We start from the raw sequence: 19177 nt of genomic DNA, 5'->3' as shown, positions 1-19177 counted from the left end.
CTGCTCAAGCCAGTGTCCCACCCGGCTTCGCAAGATCACGCGCACGGCAGGCGGCACTAAACAATCCCGCCTCAGGATCAATCACCGCGCGGATGGTCATTCCCTCAATCAGCGATCGGAACCGTCCTTTGCAACGCAGCGGCTCCAGAAACTGGCTGGAGCGCAGACCATCCAGGTTTTTCTGAGCTGTGCCGCCCCCGATCCACAGGCCTCCGATGCAGAGTTCCTGCAGTGCGAGGTCTCCCGCAGCGGATCCATAGGCCCCCAGCCAGAGTTCCATGGCCTCAGCCGCCAGCGGATCTCCGGCCGCGGCGGCTTTGCCGGTGATCGCTGGCAGATCCTGATAACCGGGCTGACCAGCAGCGATGGTCCGCCAGGCGTGGGCGCAAGCCCGCAGAGAATGCTGAAGGTCTAACTGGCGATTGAGAAGCCAGTTCATCACATGGCCGAGGCCGGTGCCACTCACGATCCGCTCGATCGATAACCGTTGCAGCCCCAGATCCTGCTTCAGCCACTGAGCCAGTTCCCACTCCGCATCGCTGCGTGGTGCGAATTCCCGGTGACCACCCTCGCTGGGGATGGCAAGCCATCCGCCGGCCGTCGGAAGGCCGCGCGCCATGCCGAGACCGGTTCCTGCTCCCAGGATTGCGACGGGCCCGTTGTCGGCCCCTGCAGCTGCGGGGGTTGAGCGATCACGACCCAGCTGCAGCACCAACTGCTGTTGATCACTGAAGTGCGCCAGCCCGTGAATCAAAACAGCGAAGTCGTTGACCAGCTCGAGCTGTTGCACCCCCGTCACCTCGGACAGCGACTGCTCAGTCATCTGCCAGGGCAGATTTGTGAGCTTTGCACGGCCCTGATGCACTGGCCCGGCGACGGCAATACAGCCGCTGACTGGTGTTGGTAGATTGTCAGGCGTCTGATCCAGAAAGTGCCTGAGCATGGACTCAAGGTTCTGCCAATCCGCTGATCTGTAGCGATTGGCGTGGGCCTGTTTCAGATGCCCGTCAATCTCCTCGTAGATGCAAAGAAGCGTTTTCGTGCCGCCAAGATCCCCTGCCAGGTAAGTCTTGGTGGCCATCGCTGACGATCAGCACCGCTGTCTTCAGGCTGGAGGCCGCATGACAACTCGGCAAGCAATTGGATCAGCCCAACTGATCCACCGACGCTCCGTCAGTGAGCCGATTCGAAGAGATCGAGCGGCAGTGGTCCCCAGGTTGCGCTCGGCTGAGTGTTGTCCACGCCATGACCGCTGATCAGGATGCCTTCACCCAGTCCGTGCTCGATGCGCATTCGAGCTGTGCATGTCTGCTGATTGGCCTTGAGATACACAGGTCCCTCCAGATCGGGATCGGCGATCAGATCATGGGCTGACCAGGCCAGATGCTGCTCGAGTCTGCGAAGAGATCGGGTTGCCTGATCAGCTGACAACGCCATGATTCCGATCGTGAACCATAGAAAGTGGCTCATTTCCTGCTGCAGTTCGGGAATGATCGCTTTCTTTTCAGCGGAACTCAGCGCAGGCGCCGTTCGCAGTCGATTCAGATCACTGAGCTTCATGACTGGCCGACGGTGGTCAGAGCTTCCTCCGATTTATTTTCATTGGCCTTTACGCAGTAGCTGACCAGTTCGTCAACAGAGATCTCTCCGATATCTCCATTTTTTCTGCTTCTCAGGCTGACGCTGTTGTTAGCGGCCTCTTTTGCTCCGATCACCGCTAGCACTGGGATCTTGGCTTTTTCTCCATTGCGGATCAGTTTGCCAAGCCGCTCTCCGGACTCATCAACAGTTGCGGAGATGCCTTGATTCAGCAGTTTTCTCTGAACTGTTTCGGAGAAGCTTCTTGCATCGTCACTGACTGGAAGGATTCTGATCTGCTCTGGAGCAAGCCAGAAGGGAAAGTCGCCGGCGTAATTTTCAATCAGGATGCCGATGAAGCGTTCAAAGCTGCCAAGAACGGCTCTGTGGAGCATGACCGGTGTGTGACGTGACCCGTCCTCGCCGATGAAGCTTGCATCAAGACGTTCAGGCATTGAGAAATCAACCTGAATAGTTCCGCATTGCCAGACTCTGCCGAGACAATCCTGCAGTGAGAATTCAATTTTCGGACCATAAAAAGCACCCTCTCCTGGATAAAGCTCCCATTCCAGGTTTTTGTTTTCCAATGCGTCCTGAAGTGCTTTTTCGGATTTGTCCCAGACTTCGTCGCTGCCAACTCTTTTGTCAGGTCGTGTCGATAACTTGATGGAGATTGTCTCGAACCCGAGGGTTTTGTAGACATCAAAAACAAGATCAATGAAATTTGAAACTTCATCCTGAACCTGATCTTCTGAACAGAATATGTGACCATCGTCCTGAACGAAGTTTCTGACTCTCATGAGCCCGTGCAATGTTCCTGAAGGCTCATTGCGATGACAGGAGCCGAATTCAGAAAGCCTCACGGGTAAATCCTTATAACTGCGTAATCCCTGATTGAAAATTTGAACATGGCAGGGGCAGTTCATGGGCTTCACCGCATAGTCCCTGTTTTCAGACGATGTGGTGAACATGTCTTCTTTGAATTTGTCCCAGTGACCGGATTTTTCCCACAGTGTTCGGTCGACGATCTGCGGTGTGCTGATTTCCTGGTAGCCGGATTCTCTCAGTTTTCTGCGAATATATTGTTGCAGTTTTTGATAGATAGCCCATCCCGGCGGATGCCAGAACACCATTCCGGGAGCATTCTCCTGAATGTGGAAAAGTGAGAGCTGTTTGCCCAGGCGTCGATGATCTCTTTTTTCCGCCTCTTCGAGTTGCTTTAAGTGTGATTTAAGTTCTTTTTCTGTGCCCCATGCGGTTCCGTAGATGCGTTGAAGCATCTGGTTGCTGGAGTCTCCTCTCCAGTAAGCCCCAGACACTTTCATCAGTTTGAAATGTCGAAGGTGGCTGGTGTTGGGCACGTGAGGACCACGGCACATATCCGTGTATTCCTCGTGGTGGTAAAGCTTGATGGTTTCGCCTTCAGGAATCTCCTCGACAATCTCTACTTTGTAAGGTTCGTCTCGCGATTGAAATGCCTGTTTGGCTTGAAGACGATTAACAACTTCAACATTGACATTATAGTCTTTTGCAATCAACTCCTTCATTCGAGTTTCAATTGCATTTAAGTCTTCCGGAGTAAAGGGTTTATCGTAGGCAATGTCGTAATAGAAACCATCCTTGATGACGGGGCCGATCGCCATCTGAGCTTCTGGGTAAAGTTGTTTGACAGCATGCCCAATCAGGTGGGCAAAAGAATGCCTTATGATATCAATTCCTTCAGAATCTTTTGCTGTCAGTAGGCGCAAATCGACATCATTCTCGATCGGCATTGCCATATCAAGGGATTCACCATTCACCACGCCAGCAACAGCTGCCTTGGCTAGTCCGGGGCCGATTGATGCTGCAACATCAGCAATGGTGACGGGCCCGTCGAAGTTTTTGGTTGTTCCGTTTGGAAGGGTGACGACGGGCATGGATGCGGGAGTTCTGGGATCTGATCGAATGTCTGCCGCCACTGCTGGCAGGCCGCAAGCATCCTATTAGTGGATGTACGCTCGCAAAACAACGAAGCCCGTTTCACTTGTCCTCTGATGTTGAAGGTGGTGACTTGCTGGGGTCGCTGCTCGCTTCGTTGCTCGCGGATTTCGACCACTGGTTCACCAGAGGGCAGGCAATACTTGAGCAATGCCCAGACAGTGTTCTCTTGCCGGGTGATCGTCTAGAGCTTGCAGAGAGGCTGGCAGATGGCAAACGGGCGATCGCAGCAACCCGTTCTCTCCTGGAGGCTTCCTCTGAACCTGTCGCCGTCTCGATGAAAGCGATGGCTCCATGGCATCAGCTCGTCATGGAAGTCTGGGCTCTGTCTGCACGGGTCTCCCGTTCCACGCGCTGAAGCGCGACAGCCGCTTTCTCAACGGGGGTCGGGCCTGCTTCTGATCGACTGCGCCTTCAGGCTCCCTGACGCAGTCGGTTCAGATTGGTTTTGTAGAAGGCCACGAGCTCGGCATGGCTTTTCACAGGTTGTCCATAGGCGCTCTGGCCGGCATGGGTTGGGAAAGAGGCCCATTCTGGTGCCAGGCGGTTCATGGCAGCCTTGGTGAGGCCATTGCGGTCAATCTCCTGCAGCGCTCCACGTTTATTGACGAGATGCAGTGCGGCCTGATCCTGATGCTCCGGCGCGAAGCTGGGTAGTTCCAGTCTTTGAGCCACTTCCTGCCATGTGGTCGGTAGGAACTGATAGGCCCCTGCGGCAGCACTGGAGTAGCGCTTCACGACCACTCGTTCGGGGTGTCGGGACAGATCCTCAAACTGCCCGCCTCCATAAAGGATGCGGTAACCAAGGTCTCTGCCGTTTTTCCAGGTGCCTTCCGCATAGCGGATGGTGTTGAGCAGGGCGCGCCGCTCAGGGGTGATTGTGTAGTGGGATGCGGTCTGCCCGGAAGCGGCTGTGCGGGAGGTGCTGACCGATCGCTGCGGTTCAAGTGCATTCACCACCCTGCGCTTCTGTTGAAGTCTTTCGCTGGAGCGCTCAGCCTGAAGGCCCTGTCCGAGGGACAGCGTCAACCCCATGCCAATGGCACCGATGCCCACGGCCTTAGGTGCAGCCTTGGCGATGGGGTGAATGCGTCTGGCGAGTCGATGCAGCAAACGGAAAAACTCCAAGCAAAGGAGTCGCCACCCTCGTCAATGCCCCGGGGCCGTGGCGAGGGACTCGCGTGATCTCTTGACGTGCTGCAGTCGATATGCCTAGGAAGAAAAACCCAACCAATTCTTGTGACTGGACTCGCGAGACCGGCCTGTTGGCGCGCAACCCCTCGACGTAGTGCTCTTTGATGCGCCCGAGGTTCTCATCGAGCTTTAAGTATTAGGGAATCTTTTCAATTGGCCGGGCAGTGATCAGCTGGCTCTCAGGAATCCCATGGCTTCCCGAGTTCGCTTGACGGTTTCATCGGCGACCGTGCCTGCCCGATCTCGGCCCTCTCGCAGGACTGTTTCCAGCTGAGCCCGGTCATTCATGAGCAGGCGGTAGCGCTCCTGGATCGGTTGGAGAGCGGCAACTGTGGCTTCCGCCAGCAGCGGTTTGAACTGGCCCCAGCCCATCTCCATGCATTCCCTGGCAACGGCGTCTCGTCCCTTGCCGCTGAGGATGGCATAGAGCCCTAGCAGGTTGTCTGTTTCGGGTCGCTCAGGGTTGTTGAACTCCAGGCCCCGCTCCGGATCCGTCTTGGCCCGTTTGATTTTCTTGGTGATCAGTTCCGGCGGGTCGAGCAGGGTGATGCGACTGCCCTCGTTGGGATCGCTCTTGCTCATTTTGCTTCTGCCATCCGTCAGGCTCATCACCCTGGCGCCCTCTTTGAGGATCAGAGGTCTGGGAACCTTGAGCACAGCTGACTCCTCCTCGCCGAATCGTGCGTTGACACGTTGCTGAGCGATATCACGGGCCAGCTCAAGGTGCTGTTTCTGGTCTTCGCCGACGGGAACCAGGTCGGCGTCATAGAGAAGGATGTCCGCGGCCATCAGCACGGGGTAATCGAGCAGTCCCACCGAAACGTTGTCGCCCTGCTTCACCGCCTTCTCCTTGAACTGGATCATCCTTTCCAGCCAGTTCAGAGGAGTCACGCAGTTCAGCAGCCAGCAGAGCTCGCTGTGAGCGGCAACCTGGCTCTGAACAAACACCGTGGAGCGCTCAGGATCGAGGCCGCAGGCCAGATACAGGGCTGCTGTCCTGAGGGTGTCCTGAGCCAGTCGATCCGGGTCATGGGGAACCGTGATGGCATGAAGGTCAACAACACAGAAAAAGGTGTCGTGATCGTTCTGAAGTTCAACCCAGTTGCGAATTGCTCCAAGCCAGTTGCCCAGGTGAAGGGCGCCCGTTGGCTGGACGCCCGAGAGAACGCGAGGCAGCCCCATCAATCAGGCCTCAGCAGAGTTGTCCTTGGTCCCATCGTCATCCCCTGCCGGTTGTTCCGGCATGGAGTCCGCCTCTGCAGCAGCTGTTTCGCTGGTCTGGTCGGGGACGGGTTCGGGCTCCGGTGAGGGAGGCTGCGGCTTGGCCGGGCGTGCGAAGGGATCCGGCCTCGATCCGCGCCCGGGCTCGCCGCGTCCTGCCCGGCGTCCGCCACGGTCATCGTCGCGCCTGCCACCGCCTCTGTTGCCTTGAGCCCGTTGCTGAGCAACCAGTTCCTCCAGTTTCCCTTCCTCGAGCATCTGGCCGAGTGTGCGCACTGCGAAACCGAGAACGGCCACCGTCGAGCGGAGATTGAACGCCTCCTGAAGCGCCCGCGCGGAGCGCATCTCGTTGTCGCTCAGCCTGATCCTGAAGCCGCCGCCCTCGCGGTTGCCCTGGCCGCGTCCGCCGCGGCCTCCACGACCGCCGTCGCCGCGGTTGTCACCCTGTCCGCCCTGATGGCGGGAATCGCTGTAGGAATCAGTCATGGCCTGGGGCCTGGAGTCAGGCGCAAGTGTGACGCATCACCGCTCTTCTGACAGTGCTTCCCTCGTTTCCGTTCCTTTGTTCCTGATCAGTGGCCCTCATCCCTGGCGCCTGTCATGTGCTCAGCGAGTCGGTTGCTGGCAGGATCCGTGATGCAGCCCCGACTTATTGATCGATTGCAGGCTGGGGTTTCTCCGGGCTGTATCACTGGAGGTGAGCTAAGAAGGCCAGATCTGGAGAATCCCAGTGCAGTTCCCGGCGCAATTGATCCGATCTCTGTCACTGGCTGATGGACGTGTGAACTCTGCTCTGATGAGGCGAGTGGTCCTCTCAGTGGCTGTGATCGGCACCGGCCAGTGGCTGCTGTCCGATGTGGTGCATCTTCCTGGTGGTGGGCTGGGAGTTCTTTCTGCGGCAGCGGGTCTCTGGTGGCTTTCCAGGCCTGCAAAGCCTCCCAGCTTCCGCGAGCCTGCATCCCTGAAGGGATGGATCCAGCGCTGTGAGGAGGTGCTGAACCAGTTCACCGAGCTTGAAATGGTTCTGGATCTGAAGGGATTGCGTACCCCCCGGGAATTGGAACTGCGGCGAATCGAAGCGCTTGATCTTCCGCTCAGTCTTGGTGTCGTGGCCACGGTGGGAGCGGTTCTTCCTGCCACTTCTCAGCTGCAGAAGGCGCTGGCAGGCGTCCATTCGCTCGATCTGTGCATCGCCAATCCGTTGCCGGTGTCCTCCACCTCATGGAACTGGCCTGACGACCTGCAGGAGCTGGATGTGCTGCTTCATGTTGTGCCGCTTCCTCTGCGGGCCGCTGATCTGCTTTGGCTGAACCAGCTGCCTGCGGATCGGCCGGTGTGGCTTCTACTCAGTTCTACGGCGGTCATGCCTGCTGACAACCAGCTGGAGCCGTTGCGCTGCCAGTTGCCGGAGCGATGGCATCAGCAGCTGCTTCCCTGGTCGGGGCAGACGGATGATCTGCGCTCCGTGCTGAAGCCGGTCCGTGAGCAGCTGCAGCGTTCGGAACGGGTGCGGCAGGGCACGCGCCAGCGCCTGCTCGGCAATTTGCATCGTCGCTGGCAGGCTGATCTCGAGACGCTGCGACGGGAGCGGTTCCGCCTGTTGCTGCAGCGCAGTCAGTGGATCGTGGCCGGTGCTGTTGTTGCATCCCCTGTTCCCAGTGTTGATCTTCTGGCTGTCGTCGTGGGCAACGGCCTGATGGTGAAGGAGATGGCCAAGATCTGGAATTGCCCCTGGACTGCGGATGTTCTGCAGGTGATCGCCCGGCAGCTGGGCAAAGCGGCCCTCGCACAGGGGGTTGTTGAGTTGAGTGGCCAGGCACTGCTAGGCCTGGCCAGGCTTGACGGGGCCAGCTGGGTCGCCGCCGGAGCCATGCAGGCCCTGAGTGCCGCCTATCTCACCCGGGTTGTAGGGGCGTCGATGGCGGACTGGATGGCTCTCAATGCCGGTGTGATCGAGCCCGATCTGGATGAACTCAAGCGTCAGGCGCCACTTCTGGTGGCGAATGCTGCAGAGCAGGAACGCCTCAACCTCGCGGGTTTTGCGCAGCAGGCTCGTGAATGGATCGAAGATCGCAACCGCTGCAAAGCGGCATGAGCTCATTCAGGGCAGTTGGTTTACCTTTTTTCATGAAGTGTTCATGAAGCTGTCATGAATCAATGCTGCGAGTTGACTCGAATGATGTGATTAGCAGGTCAAAAGTCGACATTTCCATAGCCTTGAAACGAATCTTTGCCGACCGACTGGAAGGCTGATTCATCTCCGTTCTCTTTCCTTTCATGGCTACTGCAATCCGCAGCGGACGCCGCGGCAGCTGGGAAAATTTCTGTCAGTGGGTCACCGACACCAACAACCGCATTTATGTGGGTTGGTTCGGTGTGCTGATGATTCCCTGTCTGCTCGCAGCAACCGTCTGCTTCATCATCGCCTTCATCGCCGCTCCCGCGGTTGACATTGACGGCATCCGTGAGCCCGTCGCCGGCTCTCTGATCTACGGCAACAACATCATCTCCGGTGCTGTTGTGCCCTCCTCGAATGCCATCGGCCTTCACTTCTATCCCATCTGGGAAGCTGCTTCTCTCGACGAGTGGCTGTACAACGGCGGTCCTTACCAGCTGGTTGTCTTCCACTTTCTGATCGGGATCTCCGCCTACATGGGGCGTCAGTGGGAACTCTCCTACCGCCTCGGCATGCGCCCCTGGATCTGCGTTGCCTACAGCGCTCCGCTGTCTGCAGCCTTTGCTGTGTTCCTGGTGTACCCCTTCGGTCAGGGTTCCTTCTCTGACGGCATGCCCCTCGGCATCTCCGGCACCTTCAACTTCATGCTGGTGTTCCAGGCTGAGCACAACATCCTGATGCACCCCTTCCACATGCTTGGTGTGGCTGGCGTCTTCGGTGGTGCACTGTTCTCCGCCATGCACGGCTCACTGGTGACCTCCTCCCTGGTCCGCGAGACCACAGAGAATGATTCACTCAACTACGGCTACAAATTCGGCCAAGAGGAAGAGACCTACAACATCGTGGCGGCCCACGGTTACTTCGGTCGCCTGATCTTCCAATACGCCTCCTTCAACAACAGCCGTAGCCTGCACTTCTTCCTGGCTGCCTGGCCCGTTGTCGGCATCTGGTTCACCTCCATGGGCATCAGCACCATGGCGTTCAACCTGAACGGTTTCAACTTCAACCAGTCTGTTCTCGATGGTCAAGGCCGTGTCATCAACACCTGGGCTGATGTGCTGAACCGCGCCAACCTCGGCATGGAAGTCATGCACGAGCGCAACGCTCACAACTTCCCTCTCGACCTGGCTGCTGTCGAGTCCACTCCTGTGGCTCTGCAAGCTCCCGCCATCGGTTGATTGAGACAGCCTGAGGCTGAAGTCTCCAAGAGATTCAGCTTTAGCTGAATCGGAAAGCCCCCTCGTGAGAGGGGGCTTTTTGATGGCTTGCCTTCGACAGAGCCGTGGATTCGCCCAGAGCGCCTCTCGTTGTCTCTTTGATTGTGTGATTGATCAACAGACGGCTTGTTCTGCTGATCAATTCAGACCGAGGCCAGCCACACGCGATGCCTGCAGACTGGCTGTTGGTCTGGTCTTGACGGTGCACCGGATGACATGACTCTGGAGTCAGTTTGACCGCAAGATCAAAGGACAGGTTCTGAAACCATGTCTCATGCATGTTGACTGAAAGAGATGAATGGTCGAACTTGTATGGCTCAGTTTCTTGCTTTGTGGGGCTGTCTGATTCAATATTTTTGCCCTGATCTGAAATCGTGCTCTTCTTCTTTGAGTTCGGAAGAGCTGCAGGTGGATTGAGCGTAGTGAATCAAATTCTTGTAGCCATCAGGAACCAGTTTTGGGCAAAGATTTCCCACTTCGATAGCTTGAGGGCAAAAATAAACTCCAGCCCAGCGGTTGATGAATCGGCCTTTGATCTCGTCGGAGAACATGAAGCCATTGCGAGCTGCATGATCAATGATCTGCTGCGGGCCCAGATCAACTAACTGTTCGCGGAAGACCTGATCCTCTCTGGCTCTGTCGATAAAAGCATGCAGTGCAGCCTTAGACATTGGGCTCCTGGATGTTTCGATCAATTTACTGCTCTGAGATTCTCTGCTCGCAATCAAGCTCACGATTGCAATATTTGCTTGCACAGGCGTGTTGTGATTGATCCTGATTGCACTGTTCTCATCATTGTTTTGATCGTTATCGCTTCATTGTGAATTGTAATTAAAAACTGTAACGCATTCTTTTGAGTGCTCTGGTTCCGCTGGGTTTGGCGATAGTTTGATCTTCTTTGTCAAGTGAAGCAGGGGTATGGCAGAGCGTTTTGATGTCTTGGTTCAGGGAATATCCAAGTCTGATGCGCTTCAATTATTGTTTGCCAGAACAGATTCTGTTGAAAGACCTTCTGATCGCTACTTTGCGGCCACGCGATTAGGCCTCTGTGATTGTGATGAAACTCTTGATGCCTTGATCAGAGCAACAAGCGATCTCACCGTTGACGAATTGTTTGACAGAATCACCCGTCGTAAAGCTGTTGAAGCTCTTGGTAGAAGAAAGGATGTCAGGGCCATTCCTGCACTGGTCGACGTTCTGAAATGCACTGATACCGAGGCTGTGATCAATTCCTTGTCAGCATTGATGAGGATTGGCTGGACGCCAAGTGAATCGGATGAGCGTCATCTTCTTAGTTTGTTGGATGGAGAGGTGACACAGGCTCGTGCAGTGATTCAGCTGTTCACGAGACTTCGCATCAAAAGTGTTTCCTCCAAGCAATCCATTGGAGGTTTATGCGATCACGAAAGCCTTCTGATCTCTGGTGCTTCCAGAGCCTGTATGGCATCTCTTTATGGTGAATATGATTTGATGAAGCCATTGGTGGCATGTCTGACAGATCTCGTTGCAGGCAAGCGGCGGTCTGCGGTGATTGATATTGGTGATTCCGGTGATGAATCCCTGCTTCCCGATCTGATCCGTGCACCTGTTTCAATGTCGCTTCGGGCTAAAAGTTTCTTTCAGATCGTTGATGCCAACGACTCCGCGTCTGATCATCAGCATCAGACTTTGCTGAAACAACTGTTGCGGGATAATCCTTTGTTGTTGGATATTAAAACCGAGTGGCAGTCTGGTGAAGATCCTTCTGAGATTGAGAAAAATCTCAGTCATCGTGATGAGGCACGGCAATACGGCGCCGCTGCCAGTCTGATGAGGATTGATCGAGACGAGTGTTTGAATTTGATTGAGAGTATGCAGGAAAGACTGTGGTCTGATTATGTCACTCACTACTATCTGACCTGCATTGTTGGATTGCGTTCCATCCATGAGAAAGGAGATCTGATCAGGTCGGCTCTTGCCGAAACCACTCCCCAATACACCAAGTCGCGAATTGCTGCTGCCTGGGCGTGTGTTGAACTGCAGCTTTTTGATCAGCTGGAATTGCTGGATGAATTGTCCAGAACTGCGGCCTGGGCCCCACTGCGTTGGTCCTGTCAACAGTCTCTCGAATCTCTGCGTGAACAGCAAAACATTGCTGCCAGCGCATGATGCTTTTCAACTCAATTGATCCGTCAAGGTTCTGCTGCCGCTGAACCGAAGTTGTCAACCCGCAGAATATCTGGCCATGTGCTGCATCAGGTCGATGCATTTGCAGCTGTAGGCCCATTCATTGTCGTACCACGCCACAAGTTTCATGAACTGATCATTGAGAGCCATGCCGGCTCCTGCGTCAAAAACGGAGGTGCAGCTTTCCCCAAGAAGGTCGTTGGAAACGATCGGATCTTCGGTGTAACCGAGGATTCCGGACAGACCATTCTGTGAAGCCTCTTTCATGGTTGTCTTGATCTCTTCGTAACTGGTCGGTCTGGCCAGATTCACGGTCAGGTCGACCACGGAGACATCCGGTGTCGGCACACGGAATGCCATTCCGGTCAGCTTTCCATTCAGCTCCGGGATCACCCGACCCACCGCCCTGGCAGCTCCAGTCGAACTGGGAATGATGCTCTGCCCTGCTCCCCGTCCACCACGCCAGTCCTTCAGCGAGGGGCTGTCCACAGGCTTCTGGGTTGCCGTGGTGGCATGAACAGTGGTCATCAATCCGCTGACGATGCCGTAGTGGTCATTCACAACTTTGGCCAGCGGGGCGAGACAGTTGGTCGTGCAGCTGGCATTCGACACGATGTCTTCTCCCGCATAGTCGTTGTGATTCACCCCCATCACGAACATCGGGGTGTTGTCCTTGGAAGGAGCGCTCATCACGACGCGTTTGGCTCCTGCCTCAAGGTGTTGGCGAGCGGTGTCGTCGGTCAGAAAGAATCCGGTGCTCTCAAGCACGTAGTCAGCACCCACATCACCCCAGCGCAGCTGACGGGGGTCTCGTTCGGCAGTGACGCGAATGTGGCTTCCATTCACCATCAGATGACCATCCACGACCTTGATCTCACCGGGAAAGCGTCGATGCGTCGAGTCGTAGCGCAGCAGGTAGGCGAGATAGTCGAGGTCGATCAGGTCGTTGATGGCAACCACCTCCACATCCGGGCAGGCCATGGCCTGCCGGAAGGCAAGGCGCCCGATGCGCCCGAAGCCATTGATGCCGATACGGATGGACATGAAGGCGTGCCCTTCTGCTTCTCTGTTTTATAGAGCCCATTCGCTGCAGTAACCCCTTCCTTTCCGCGGACCCAGACAGAGTGAGATGAGGTTGCCCCTCGATGTCCGTGGTTTTTCCGCAAGCTGACGCGTCCTGTTCTGTCTGCGCTCTTCACGGCGATGATGCCGAGCTTGCTGCCCATGAGGTCTGGCGCAGTGATCTCTGGCTGTTGCGACATCACCCTTTACCGGCTCCTTTGCTCGGTTGGTGCCTGCTTGATTCGCGGCGGCACTGCGCTGGCCCAATCGACTTCGGCGCTGATGAAGCCCGCGAGTGGGGTGGGGTGGTGCAGCGGGCCTCTCAGCTGGTCAGACGGGTCACAGGCTGCGACAGGGTTTATGCCATCGCTTTCGGGGAGGGTGCCCGACACCTGCACCTGCATCTGATTCCGCGTTGTGAGGATGATCCACGCACGGCGGCATGGTCAGTTGCCGATCTCTATCGCGATGTGGAAGCCGGAAAGGTTTGTGCCGCCCACGCTGACTGTGTGACGGACTGGTTGCGACGAGCCAGAGCCCTGGCGCCTTCTCTCCTGGATTGAACGGTCCTTTGATCAAGCGCTTTAGTGTCTGATGAGGAGGGCGTTGATGTCCCTCTGCCGGAGTCATTGACGCCAGCTTTCTCCTGTGGATTCCCTGTAGCGTTCGATCAGCATTTTTTCAACATTCGCAAAGCGTTCGATATTTTCCTCAAGTTCAATTTCGTCGTGCTTCAAATAAGCGTGATGGCGAACTTTCCATAACGTTTTGGCTTTTTTCCATCGAATTCGTGCCTCTCTTGCAGCAGATATCAATTCACTGAACTCCGCCTTTGAAAATTCAAAATTCATCTGCTTATGCTGAAGATCGGATTTCCCGGATTCGTTTCGGGGAGAGATGGTGATGGCTGGAAATCTGTTCGCGAGTCTGGCATCGGTTCTTGTCGCTGCTTCACTGGCGTTGGTTCCCCCGGTACGCTCAGACCCCATAACTCTGATCCGACTGGGTCACACCAGTGAGGAGGTGACGTTGAACAATCTGATGGCGAAGCTACCCGAAGGCGCGTCCGTCACTGAGACATCCTGCGTCAGGATCGCTACCGGCAGGGGCTATCGCTACCGTTGCCGGATCACGTTCGAGTGAACTGATACCCGTTTCACTCGTAGGGCCCGAACCGAGTGGCACAGGCGGCTCCACAGCGTGCCCCCAGAGCCACCGCCTCCCTGATGGACCATCCTGCACTCAGTCCAGCGGTGACTCCTGCGGCAAAGCTGTCACCACAGCCATAGGATTCAACCATCGGCCCTGGCAGCGGGACTGCATCAAAGCGTCCACCTGGGATCAGAACGCCTCCCGTCTCTCCTTCGGTCGCGATTCGGACGCCGGGTGATGGGTCGAGGAAGTTGTCGGGCACATGCTCTCCGGGATCCAGCCCACTGCCGATCAGGGCATCGAGCTGGACTGCTGCCTGTTGCAGCACATTCAGGTCGAGGCGGGGTGTTGCGTTCAGAATCCGGGCCCTGCGAGCATGGCGGAGTCCGTCGCTGTCTGTCGCCGAAACGAAGACGCCGTCACAGTCGGAAAGTCTCTCCCAGCCGAGATTGTCTTCGGCTGTTGGGGTCAACCGTTCTCCAATCACGGTGATCGCACGGTCTCCTCCCGGAGCCATGAGGCTGATGCCCCGGCGACTCGGCTGGTCGCGCCAGGCCACCACCGGTTCAACTCCCAGTTCCCTCAGACGCTGTTCACTGCGTTCGCCGATGGCATCTCGCCCGAGTGCGGTGAAAAACAGCACGCTGCGTCCTGTCAGACGGGCCAGCTGAACAGCGATCACAGCACCGGCTCCAGCGGGTTCCTCAAGGTCTCGGCTGGCGTGGACGATTCTTCCGGGCTTTGGAAGTTCATCAACTTCCAGGAATGTCACCCACTCCTGGTGTCCCACCACCGCGAGGTTGAGGGATCTCAGGTCCGAGTCCATGGGAGTGAGCATTGCGTCAGGGGATGGGCAGGATGGATTTGGCGGCATCGCGCAACTGCACATTGATCCTGCCTCCGACCGAATCCACCCGCACGCCTCCGGTCACATTCAGGAGCTCCCCATCGGGTGTGCTCACCAGCACAGCGCCCCCATCGGGACCGTTCACGCTGACCGGAGCGCTGACTTCTTCAACTGTGACGGGGCTGTCAACGGAGACACCGCCGTCAACGGAAACGTCGCCCTTGATCTGCACGGGATCAATCACCTGGACACCCTTCGGCACTCCCACATCACCGGCAACAGGCAATGCCGCGGCAGCTTCAATTGAAAGAGGTTCTTCTCCCTTGACTCGCACCGGTGCTGAAAGCTTGTCCACGGTGATGCCCCCCACCAGACGGACAGGAAACGGCTGGTTGAGGGGCAGCGCGATGGGAATCGGCTGGCGAAGGATCTGGATGGCAGCCACGGCAACAGCCCAGGCCGCGATTGCCACAGCAAGCGGCCATCGGCTGGCCATCATCAGAACGAACCAGCGAGGGTCTGTGCTGGGAGGGGGTGTCTGACCCTTGTCTGCCATGGCTTGATCTGAACTTGATCAACCGGTTGTACCGGCTCCCAGTGGCTCGGCCATGGGGAGAACCTGGATCATTCAGAACTTGATCAGAGTTCGTACTCCTCCTCAAACCTTTCCAGCAGACCTTTGTAGAGGGCCAAGGTTCCCTCGCTTTCCTCGGTGACCCCATCACTCACGTAGAGCTGAGCAACATGGGTGCAGGCAGCGTGCACCTGGGCGAACGCCTCCGCGTATTCGTTCTGGATGTCTTCTTCGCGGATGTCCCGGATCATGGCTGAGACAAATTCAACCTTTTTCTCGGCCGCCTTGATCTCAGCCTCCATCTCCTTGCTCAGTTTGCGCCGCTTGCGAGCCATGGCTCTGGTCTGACTGACTTCAACCTAGGAGTGAGCGTCGCAGATTCTGAACAGTCTCAGAAACAGAAGGGCAGATACTTGGCGCTGCAGGCGACATAGCCATCAACCAAGGGGCCGAGACCGATCTGGTGGACGATGCCCTGCCCGGTGATGGCTTCTGTGAGAACGCCGATCACGATGCCCAGCATGGCTGCGCGGCCGTTGAAGCGCTCAACCTGCTTGAGCTGCTCTTCATGAATGGCGTGTGCAGCGGAATCCTGGAACCACTTATCGCTCGCTTGCTGCTGATTCATCTATTCATTGCGGATATTGAGTAATGTAACAGAGGGTTGACATTCGGTCTCAGCTTTCTGCCACGGTTTTTTCACTTGCTGCCCAGTGGCAGATGGGGCCCTGTCCCTGACCGATGGCCAGAGCCTGGCGCAGGCCTTGTTTGACGTAGGCGCGGGCTGCTTCGATGGCCGGTTCGAGCTTTTGCCCGCGAGCGAGCCCCGCCGTGATGGCTGCGGAGAGCGTGCATCCGGTGCCATGGGAGTGAGGCGTTTCAACCCAGCTGCCATCGAGCCAGTGGGGTTCTCCGTCAAACAACAGGTCACGGCCGCCCTGGGTTGGTTCGCTGCCACTTTTGATCAGCACTGCGGCAGGGCCCTGGGCGTGGATCACGGCAGCAGCTTGTTCCGTATCACTGTCATCGCTGAGTTCGCGTCCGCTGAGCAGACGGGCCTCATGGCGATTCGGCGTCAGCAGAGTTGCCAGCGGCAGCAGGTCGCGTCGGAGTGAGGAGATCGCATCGTCTTCGAGCAGAACCGCACCTGTGCGGCTCACCATCACCGGATCAATGACCCTGGGAATGTTCCAGCCTCCCAGCAGTTCAGCAGTGGTCTGAATCAGACGGCTGTTGAGCAGCATTCCGGTTTTCACGGCGGCAACAGCCAGGTCGCTTTGCACGGCCCGCAGCTGAGCTTCGAGGCCTTCAGGTGGTATCGGGTCAACGCGCGTCACACCGCAGGTGTTCTGAGCGGTGACACAGGTAAGGGCACTGCAGCCATGAACTCTGAAGGTCATGAAGGCTCTGAGGTCTGCCTGAATTCCTGCTCCTCCTCCTGAATCGCTTCCAGCGACGGTGAGGGCGATCGGAGGAGTGATGTGCTGCGCCTTCATCAGGGTTTTCTCCAGATCACCGGCTTGCGGCGTTTCGGATAGAGCTCCCTGCATAGCTTGCATACCGTGCCGTCACAGCCGCGGGCGGTGCAATGTTCCCGTCCATAGAAAATGATCTGCAGATGCAACCGATTCCAGTGTTCTCTGGGAAAGAGGGCTTTCAGATCGGATTCCGTTTTCACAACACTTTCACCCTTGCTCAGGCCCCAGCGCTGAGCCAGGCGATGGATGTGGGTGTCGACCGGGAAGGCAGGCACATCGAAGGCCTGGGCCATCACCACACTGGCGGTTTTGTGACCGACACCGGGTAGAGCCTCGAGCTGTTCAAAACTGCCAGGCACTTCACCGCTGTGAACGTTGACGAGGATATGGGCGAGTTTGTGAACATTGCGAGCCTTGGTTTTTGCCAACCCGAGCTGACGGATGTGATTGTGAATCTCCGCTTCCTCCAGGGCTGCCATGGCGGCGGGAGTTGGTCCGGCCGCAAACAAGGCCGGAGTCACTTCATTCACTTTTTTGTCGGTGCACTGAGCGCTCAGCAGAACAGCGATCAGCAGTGTGAAGGGGTCGCTGTGATCCAGAGGAATCGGGGTCTCCGGATACTCCTCGTTCAGCCGATCGAGGATCAGTGTGGCCCGCTCGCTCTTCTTCATCATCAGCCTGAACGAACGAACATGATTGCAGTGCTCTGCCTGAAATGAGAGATTGGACGGCGTGCCCGCCGAACGTTCATGAGCTCTGAACAACGCCGGACCAGTTCTGATTCAGGTGATGCCTACGCAAGGGCTGTTCTCAGGGAAGAGCGGCAGCATGAACGTGAGCAACAGCACCTTGAACAGCAGCAGCACGATGAAAACAACCATCAGGAGTGCCCTGAGGTCAGTGAAGCTGATGACGCCAGTGATCTTTTCCGGCAGCACAGCCATCAACAGTCCATGGAGGGTGGTTGATTCGGCTTACAGACAAGGTCACTCCAATGCCCAAAGCGCATAAAAGTCTTACAAATGCCCAAGTAAGTGGATTTGTGATATCCGAACATTGGTATCAGCACAATGCTGAAGGGATCCCCCGTTGTGACCAGATATTCCGGCTGACTTAGGCACGTTTAGGGGATTACAAGCTGAGGCATGCTGTCAATACTTAAGCCATATCTCTGACAAATCTTGGGATATGACACTGAGCAAAGAGCAGCAACGCCTGTATCAGGCACTGATGGAGACGGACACTGAGTTGTTTTACCTCACTCCAAGAGACTGCAAGCAACTGGCGAAAGGACTTACAAGAATGGGAATCAAGACACCACAGCAGTTACGAGGCTGGTTTGATTCGCTTGCCGCTGCTGAAGAAAGCCGAGATTATTCATCTCTTCTTCCTTTCAAAGAAAAGCCATAGAACAATGCTCCCAACTAGAAATGAGATAATTCTGTCAGCTTCAATCCAGTCGGGTTTCCAGATTTTCCAAGAAATAATCACTAGGACGTCGGCTGACAAATACCAGATAATCGATTTAAAGTTTAAGTCCGTAATGCTCAGAAGCTCATTCTCAATGGGCAATTGTAATGGTTATTGCGGGCCTCAAAATTAAAACCTTTCACCATTTGCGCCTCTTCTCGATAGGGTGTTGGACTGTTTCTGATTTGAGAATCCAACCTATCCAGTACATCATAGACTTGTCTTTGGCTGTAACCTGACTGAAGCATTACACATGCAACTGCTGCAGCTCCTTGACCAAAATCATATCTAGCAGCATGTGCCGGAGCAGCGGTAAGTAAGGCACCAAGAAGCAACAGTCTTTTCATGGCGAATGATTTGCTGTCTGCAATTTATACGTTTATAAACGAATTGTCAAAATAATGACAGATGGATCTTCATTTTTGAGTGTGATTGCCAAGATTGTCCGTCAGCTACAAAGTAATCCTGTCTGTTGATGCTGGCATCGTGGTGGACAAGTGTTGCGCCGCGATGGTTGATCTCGGTTCTAATGATGTATTTGATATCTGAGATAGCAAGAAGCTGATTCGCTTCGTTCCTTTTGTTGATGAGAATGAGCGGGGATTGGTTGGATTTCCTCGTGCCAGTGTTCGATAACTTCCTGATGGCAGTGCTGGTTTACAGCGTTGCCGCCTCTGGGTCAATGTCAGCACTGCTGTTGATTGACAAGATGTTTGAGCTCACCGCAGAGAAAGGCAAGGTTGGTGAGCTGGGATCAGGAGCGTTGGATGTTGTGCTTATGGAAGGGTATGCAACCGAGCTCATCACATATGCCATGTCAGTGAGTGACAAGGTTTTGACGAAGCAATTGCGAAGGGTCAGACGGCAACCTGCCCTGATCTGTCTCCATAAAAAGACCTGGACATCTGTCGGGATTTGAGGGGTGCGTGGAGTTGGCTGTCTGTGCTGTTCACCAGACTGCTCACAACTGGTCGTAGATCACGGCCTCGTGATTGCTCCTCAACGCGAGCAGAAATTATTTGCGGGGTGGAAACGAGGTAACACTTCGTCAAGAGTTTTTGAGAC

At 55.9% G+C, this 19177-nt stretch carries 24 protein-coding genes; 8 read left to right on the top strand and 16 right to left on the bottom strand.

Going from position 1 to position 19177, the window contains the following annotated elements:
- Positions 1–4 precede the first annotated feature (4 nt).
- From SIB56_RS06690 to thrS, 3 genes are all read right to left on the bottom strand, one after another.
- The gene (locus SIB56_RS06690) at positions 5–1081 is read right to left on the bottom strand and encodes a glucokinase (RefSeq protein ID WP_413326669.1); all 1077 of its coding nucleotides are present in this window, start codon (positions 1079–1081) and stop codon (positions 5–7) included.
- 92 nt (positions 1082–1173) lie between these two features.
- Positions 1174–1560 carry a DUF1824 family protein gene (locus SIB56_RS06685; RefSeq protein WP_413326667.1) on the bottom strand — a complete coding sequence of 129 codons (387 nt, stop codon included), beginning with the start codon at positions 1558–1560 and terminating at the stop codon, positions 1174–1176.
- Positions 1557–3494 carry a threonine--tRNA ligase gene (gene thrS, locus SIB56_RS06680; protein WP_413326665.1) on the bottom strand — a complete coding sequence of 646 codons (1938 nt, stop codon included), beginning with the start codon at positions 3492–3494 and terminating at the stop codon, positions 1557–1559. The genes SIB56_RS06685 and thrS overlap by 4 nt, the downstream gene beginning before the upstream one ends.
- 2 nt (positions 3495–3496) lie before the next feature.
- On the opposite strand from thrS, the gene SIB56_RS06675 reads away from it, so the two are divergent.
- Entirely contained in the window at positions 3497–3913 is a 417-nt protein-coding gene (locus SIB56_RS06675) for a DUF2605 family protein (protein WP_413326663.1), read from the top strand.
- Between the two features lie 56 nt (positions 3914–3969).
- On the opposite strand, the gene SIB56_RS06670 is transcribed toward SIB56_RS06675, so the two are convergent.
- The 3 genes from SIB56_RS06670 to SIB56_RS06660 form a co-directional block, all read right to left on the bottom strand.
- Entirely contained in the window at positions 3970–4683 is a 714-nt protein-coding gene (locus SIB56_RS06670) for an endolysin (RefSeq protein ID WP_413326661.1), read from the bottom strand.
- A 234-nt stretch (positions 4684–4917) separates the two neighbouring features.
- Complete coding sequence (gene trpS / locus SIB56_RS06665; protein WP_413326659.1) at positions 4918–5931, bottom strand: tryptophan--tRNA ligase; 1014 nt, start codon at positions 5929–5931, stop codon at positions 4918–4920.
- 3 nt (positions 5932–5934) lie between these two features.
- Entirely contained in the window at positions 5935–6456 is a 522-nt protein-coding gene (locus SIB56_RS06660) for a hypothetical protein (protein ID WP_413326658.1), read from the bottom strand.
- A gap of 244 nt (positions 6457–6700) precedes the next feature.
- On the opposite strand from SIB56_RS06660, the gene SIB56_RS06655 reads away from it, so the two are divergent.
- Positions 6701–8065, top strand: a complete 1365-nt coding sequence (locus SIB56_RS06655; RefSeq protein ID WP_413326656.1) for a YcjF family protein — start codon at positions 6701–6703, stop codon at positions 8063–8065.
- A 182-nt stretch (positions 8066–8247) separates the two neighbouring features.
- On the top strand, positions 8248–9324 hold the full coding sequence (gene psbA / locus SIB56_RS06650; RefSeq protein WP_413326654.1) for a photosystem II q(b) protein: 1077 nt from the start codon (positions 8248–8250) through the stop codon (positions 9322–9324).
- A gap of 386 nt (positions 9325–9710) precedes the next feature.
- Here the strand turns inward: psbA and SIB56_RS06645 are convergent, their stop codons facing one another.
- Positions 9711–10034, bottom strand: a complete 324-nt coding sequence (locus tag SIB56_RS06645; RefSeq protein WP_413326652.1) for a Nif11-like leader peptide family natural product precursor — start codon at positions 10032–10034, stop codon at positions 9711–9713.
- A 247-nt stretch (positions 10035–10281) separates the two neighbouring features.
- Here SIB56_RS06645 and SIB56_RS06640 point away from each other — a divergent pair, with 247 nt between their 5' ends.
- Complete coding sequence (locus tag SIB56_RS06640; RefSeq protein WP_413326649.1) at positions 10282–11511, top strand: HEAT repeat domain-containing protein; 1230 nt, start codon at positions 10282–10284, stop codon at positions 11509–11511.
- Between the two features lie 54 nt (positions 11512–11565).
- Here the strand turns inward: SIB56_RS06640 and gap are convergent, their stop codons facing one another.
- Positions 11566–12573, bottom strand: coding sequence for a type I glyceraldehyde-3-phosphate dehydrogenase (gap, locus tag SIB56_RS06635; protein ID WP_413326647.1), 1008 nt, complete (start codon positions 12571–12573; stop codon positions 11566–11568).
- A 101-nt stretch (positions 12574–12674) separates the two neighbouring features.
- Between gap and SIB56_RS06630 the strand changes: the two genes are divergently transcribed.
- A complete protein-coding gene (locus tag SIB56_RS06630) occupies positions 12675–13154 on the top strand; it encodes an HIT family protein (protein WP_413326645.1) in 480 nt (159 codons plus the stop codon).
- Between the two features lie 63 nt (positions 13155–13217).
- Here the strand turns inward: SIB56_RS06630 and SIB56_RS06625 are convergent, their stop codons facing one another.
- The 7 genes from SIB56_RS06625 to nth all read right to left on the bottom strand — a co-directional run bounded on the left by SIB56_RS06625 (position 13218) and on the right by nth (position 17313).
- A complete protein-coding gene (locus tag SIB56_RS06625) occupies positions 13218–13580 on the bottom strand; it encodes a hypothetical protein (RefSeq protein ID WP_413326643.1) in 363 nt (120 codons plus the stop codon).
- Positions 13581–13747: 167 nt separating this feature from the next.
- Positions 13748–14581 (bottom strand): PfkB family carbohydrate kinase, encoded by an 834-nt coding sequence (locus tag SIB56_RS06620; protein WP_413326641.1) that lies wholly within the window; start codon positions 14579–14581, stop codon positions 13748–13750.
- 4 nt (positions 14582–14585) lie between these two features.
- Positions 14586–15146 carry a hypothetical protein gene (locus SIB56_RS06615; protein ID WP_413326639.1) on the bottom strand — a complete coding sequence of 187 codons (561 nt, stop codon included), beginning with the start codon at positions 15144–15146 and terminating at the stop codon, positions 14586–14588.
- Between the two features lie 83 nt (positions 15147–15229).
- Positions 15230–15499: a hypothetical protein gene (locus tag SIB56_RS06610; protein ID WP_413326637.1), complete on the bottom strand. Its 270-nt coding sequence runs from the start codon at positions 15497–15499 to the stop codon at positions 15230–15232.
- 56 nt (positions 15500–15555) lie between these two features.
- Positions 15556–15792 carry a high light inducible protein gene (locus SIB56_RS06605; RefSeq protein WP_413326634.1) on the bottom strand — a complete coding sequence of 79 codons (237 nt, stop codon included), beginning with the start codon at positions 15790–15792 and terminating at the stop codon, positions 15556–15558.
- Between the two features lie 49 nt (positions 15793–15841).
- Positions 15842–16723 (bottom strand): bifunctional hydroxymethylpyrimidine kinase/phosphomethylpyrimidine kinase, encoded by an 882-nt coding sequence (gene thiD / locus SIB56_RS06600; RefSeq protein WP_413326633.1) that lies wholly within the window; start codon positions 16721–16723, stop codon positions 15842–15844.
- The gene (nth, locus tag SIB56_RS06595; protein WP_413327181.1) at positions 16660–17313 is read right to left on the bottom strand and encodes an endonuclease III; all 654 of its coding nucleotides are present in this window, start codon (positions 17311–17313) and stop codon (positions 16660–16662) included. The genes thiD and nth overlap by 64 nt, the downstream gene beginning before the upstream one ends.
- A gap of 78 nt (positions 17314–17391) precedes the next feature.
- On the opposite strand from nth, the gene SIB56_RS06590 reads away from it, so the two are divergent.
- Both SIB56_RS06590 and SIB56_RS06585 read left to right on the top strand, forming a co-directional pair.
- On the top strand, positions 17392–17610 hold the full coding sequence (locus SIB56_RS06590) for a hypothetical protein (RefSeq protein WP_413326630.1): 219 nt from the start codon (positions 17392–17394) through the stop codon (positions 17608–17610).
- Positions 17611–17830: 220 nt separating this feature from the next.
- Positions 17831–18052: a hypothetical protein gene (locus SIB56_RS06585; RefSeq protein ID WP_413326628.1), complete on the top strand. Its 222-nt coding sequence runs from the start codon at positions 17831–17833 to the stop codon at positions 18050–18052.
- Positions 18053–18189: 137 nt separating this feature from the next.
- On the opposite strand, the gene SIB56_RS06580 is transcribed toward SIB56_RS06585, so the two are convergent.
- Positions 18190–18459 carry a hypothetical protein gene (locus tag SIB56_RS06580; protein WP_413326626.1) on the bottom strand — a complete coding sequence of 90 codons (270 nt, stop codon included), beginning with the start codon at positions 18457–18459 and terminating at the stop codon, positions 18190–18192.
- A 245-nt stretch (positions 18460–18704) separates the two neighbouring features.
- On the opposite strand from SIB56_RS06580, the gene SIB56_RS06575 reads away from it, so the two are divergent.
- Positions 18705–19031 (top strand): hypothetical protein, encoded by a 327-nt coding sequence (locus SIB56_RS06575; protein WP_413326624.1) that lies wholly within the window; start codon positions 18705–18707, stop codon positions 19029–19031.
- Positions 19032–19177 lie beyond the last annotated feature (146 nt).

Origin of the sequence: Synechococcus sp. MIT S9503 (assembly GCF_047304175.1) — a bacterium.
GTDB lineage: Bacteria > Cyanobacteriota > Cyanobacteriia > PCC-6307 > Cyanobiaceae > Synechococcus_C.
Note: the sequence above shows the minus strand (reverse complement) of the source record. Positions and strands in the feature narration are given on the sequence as shown.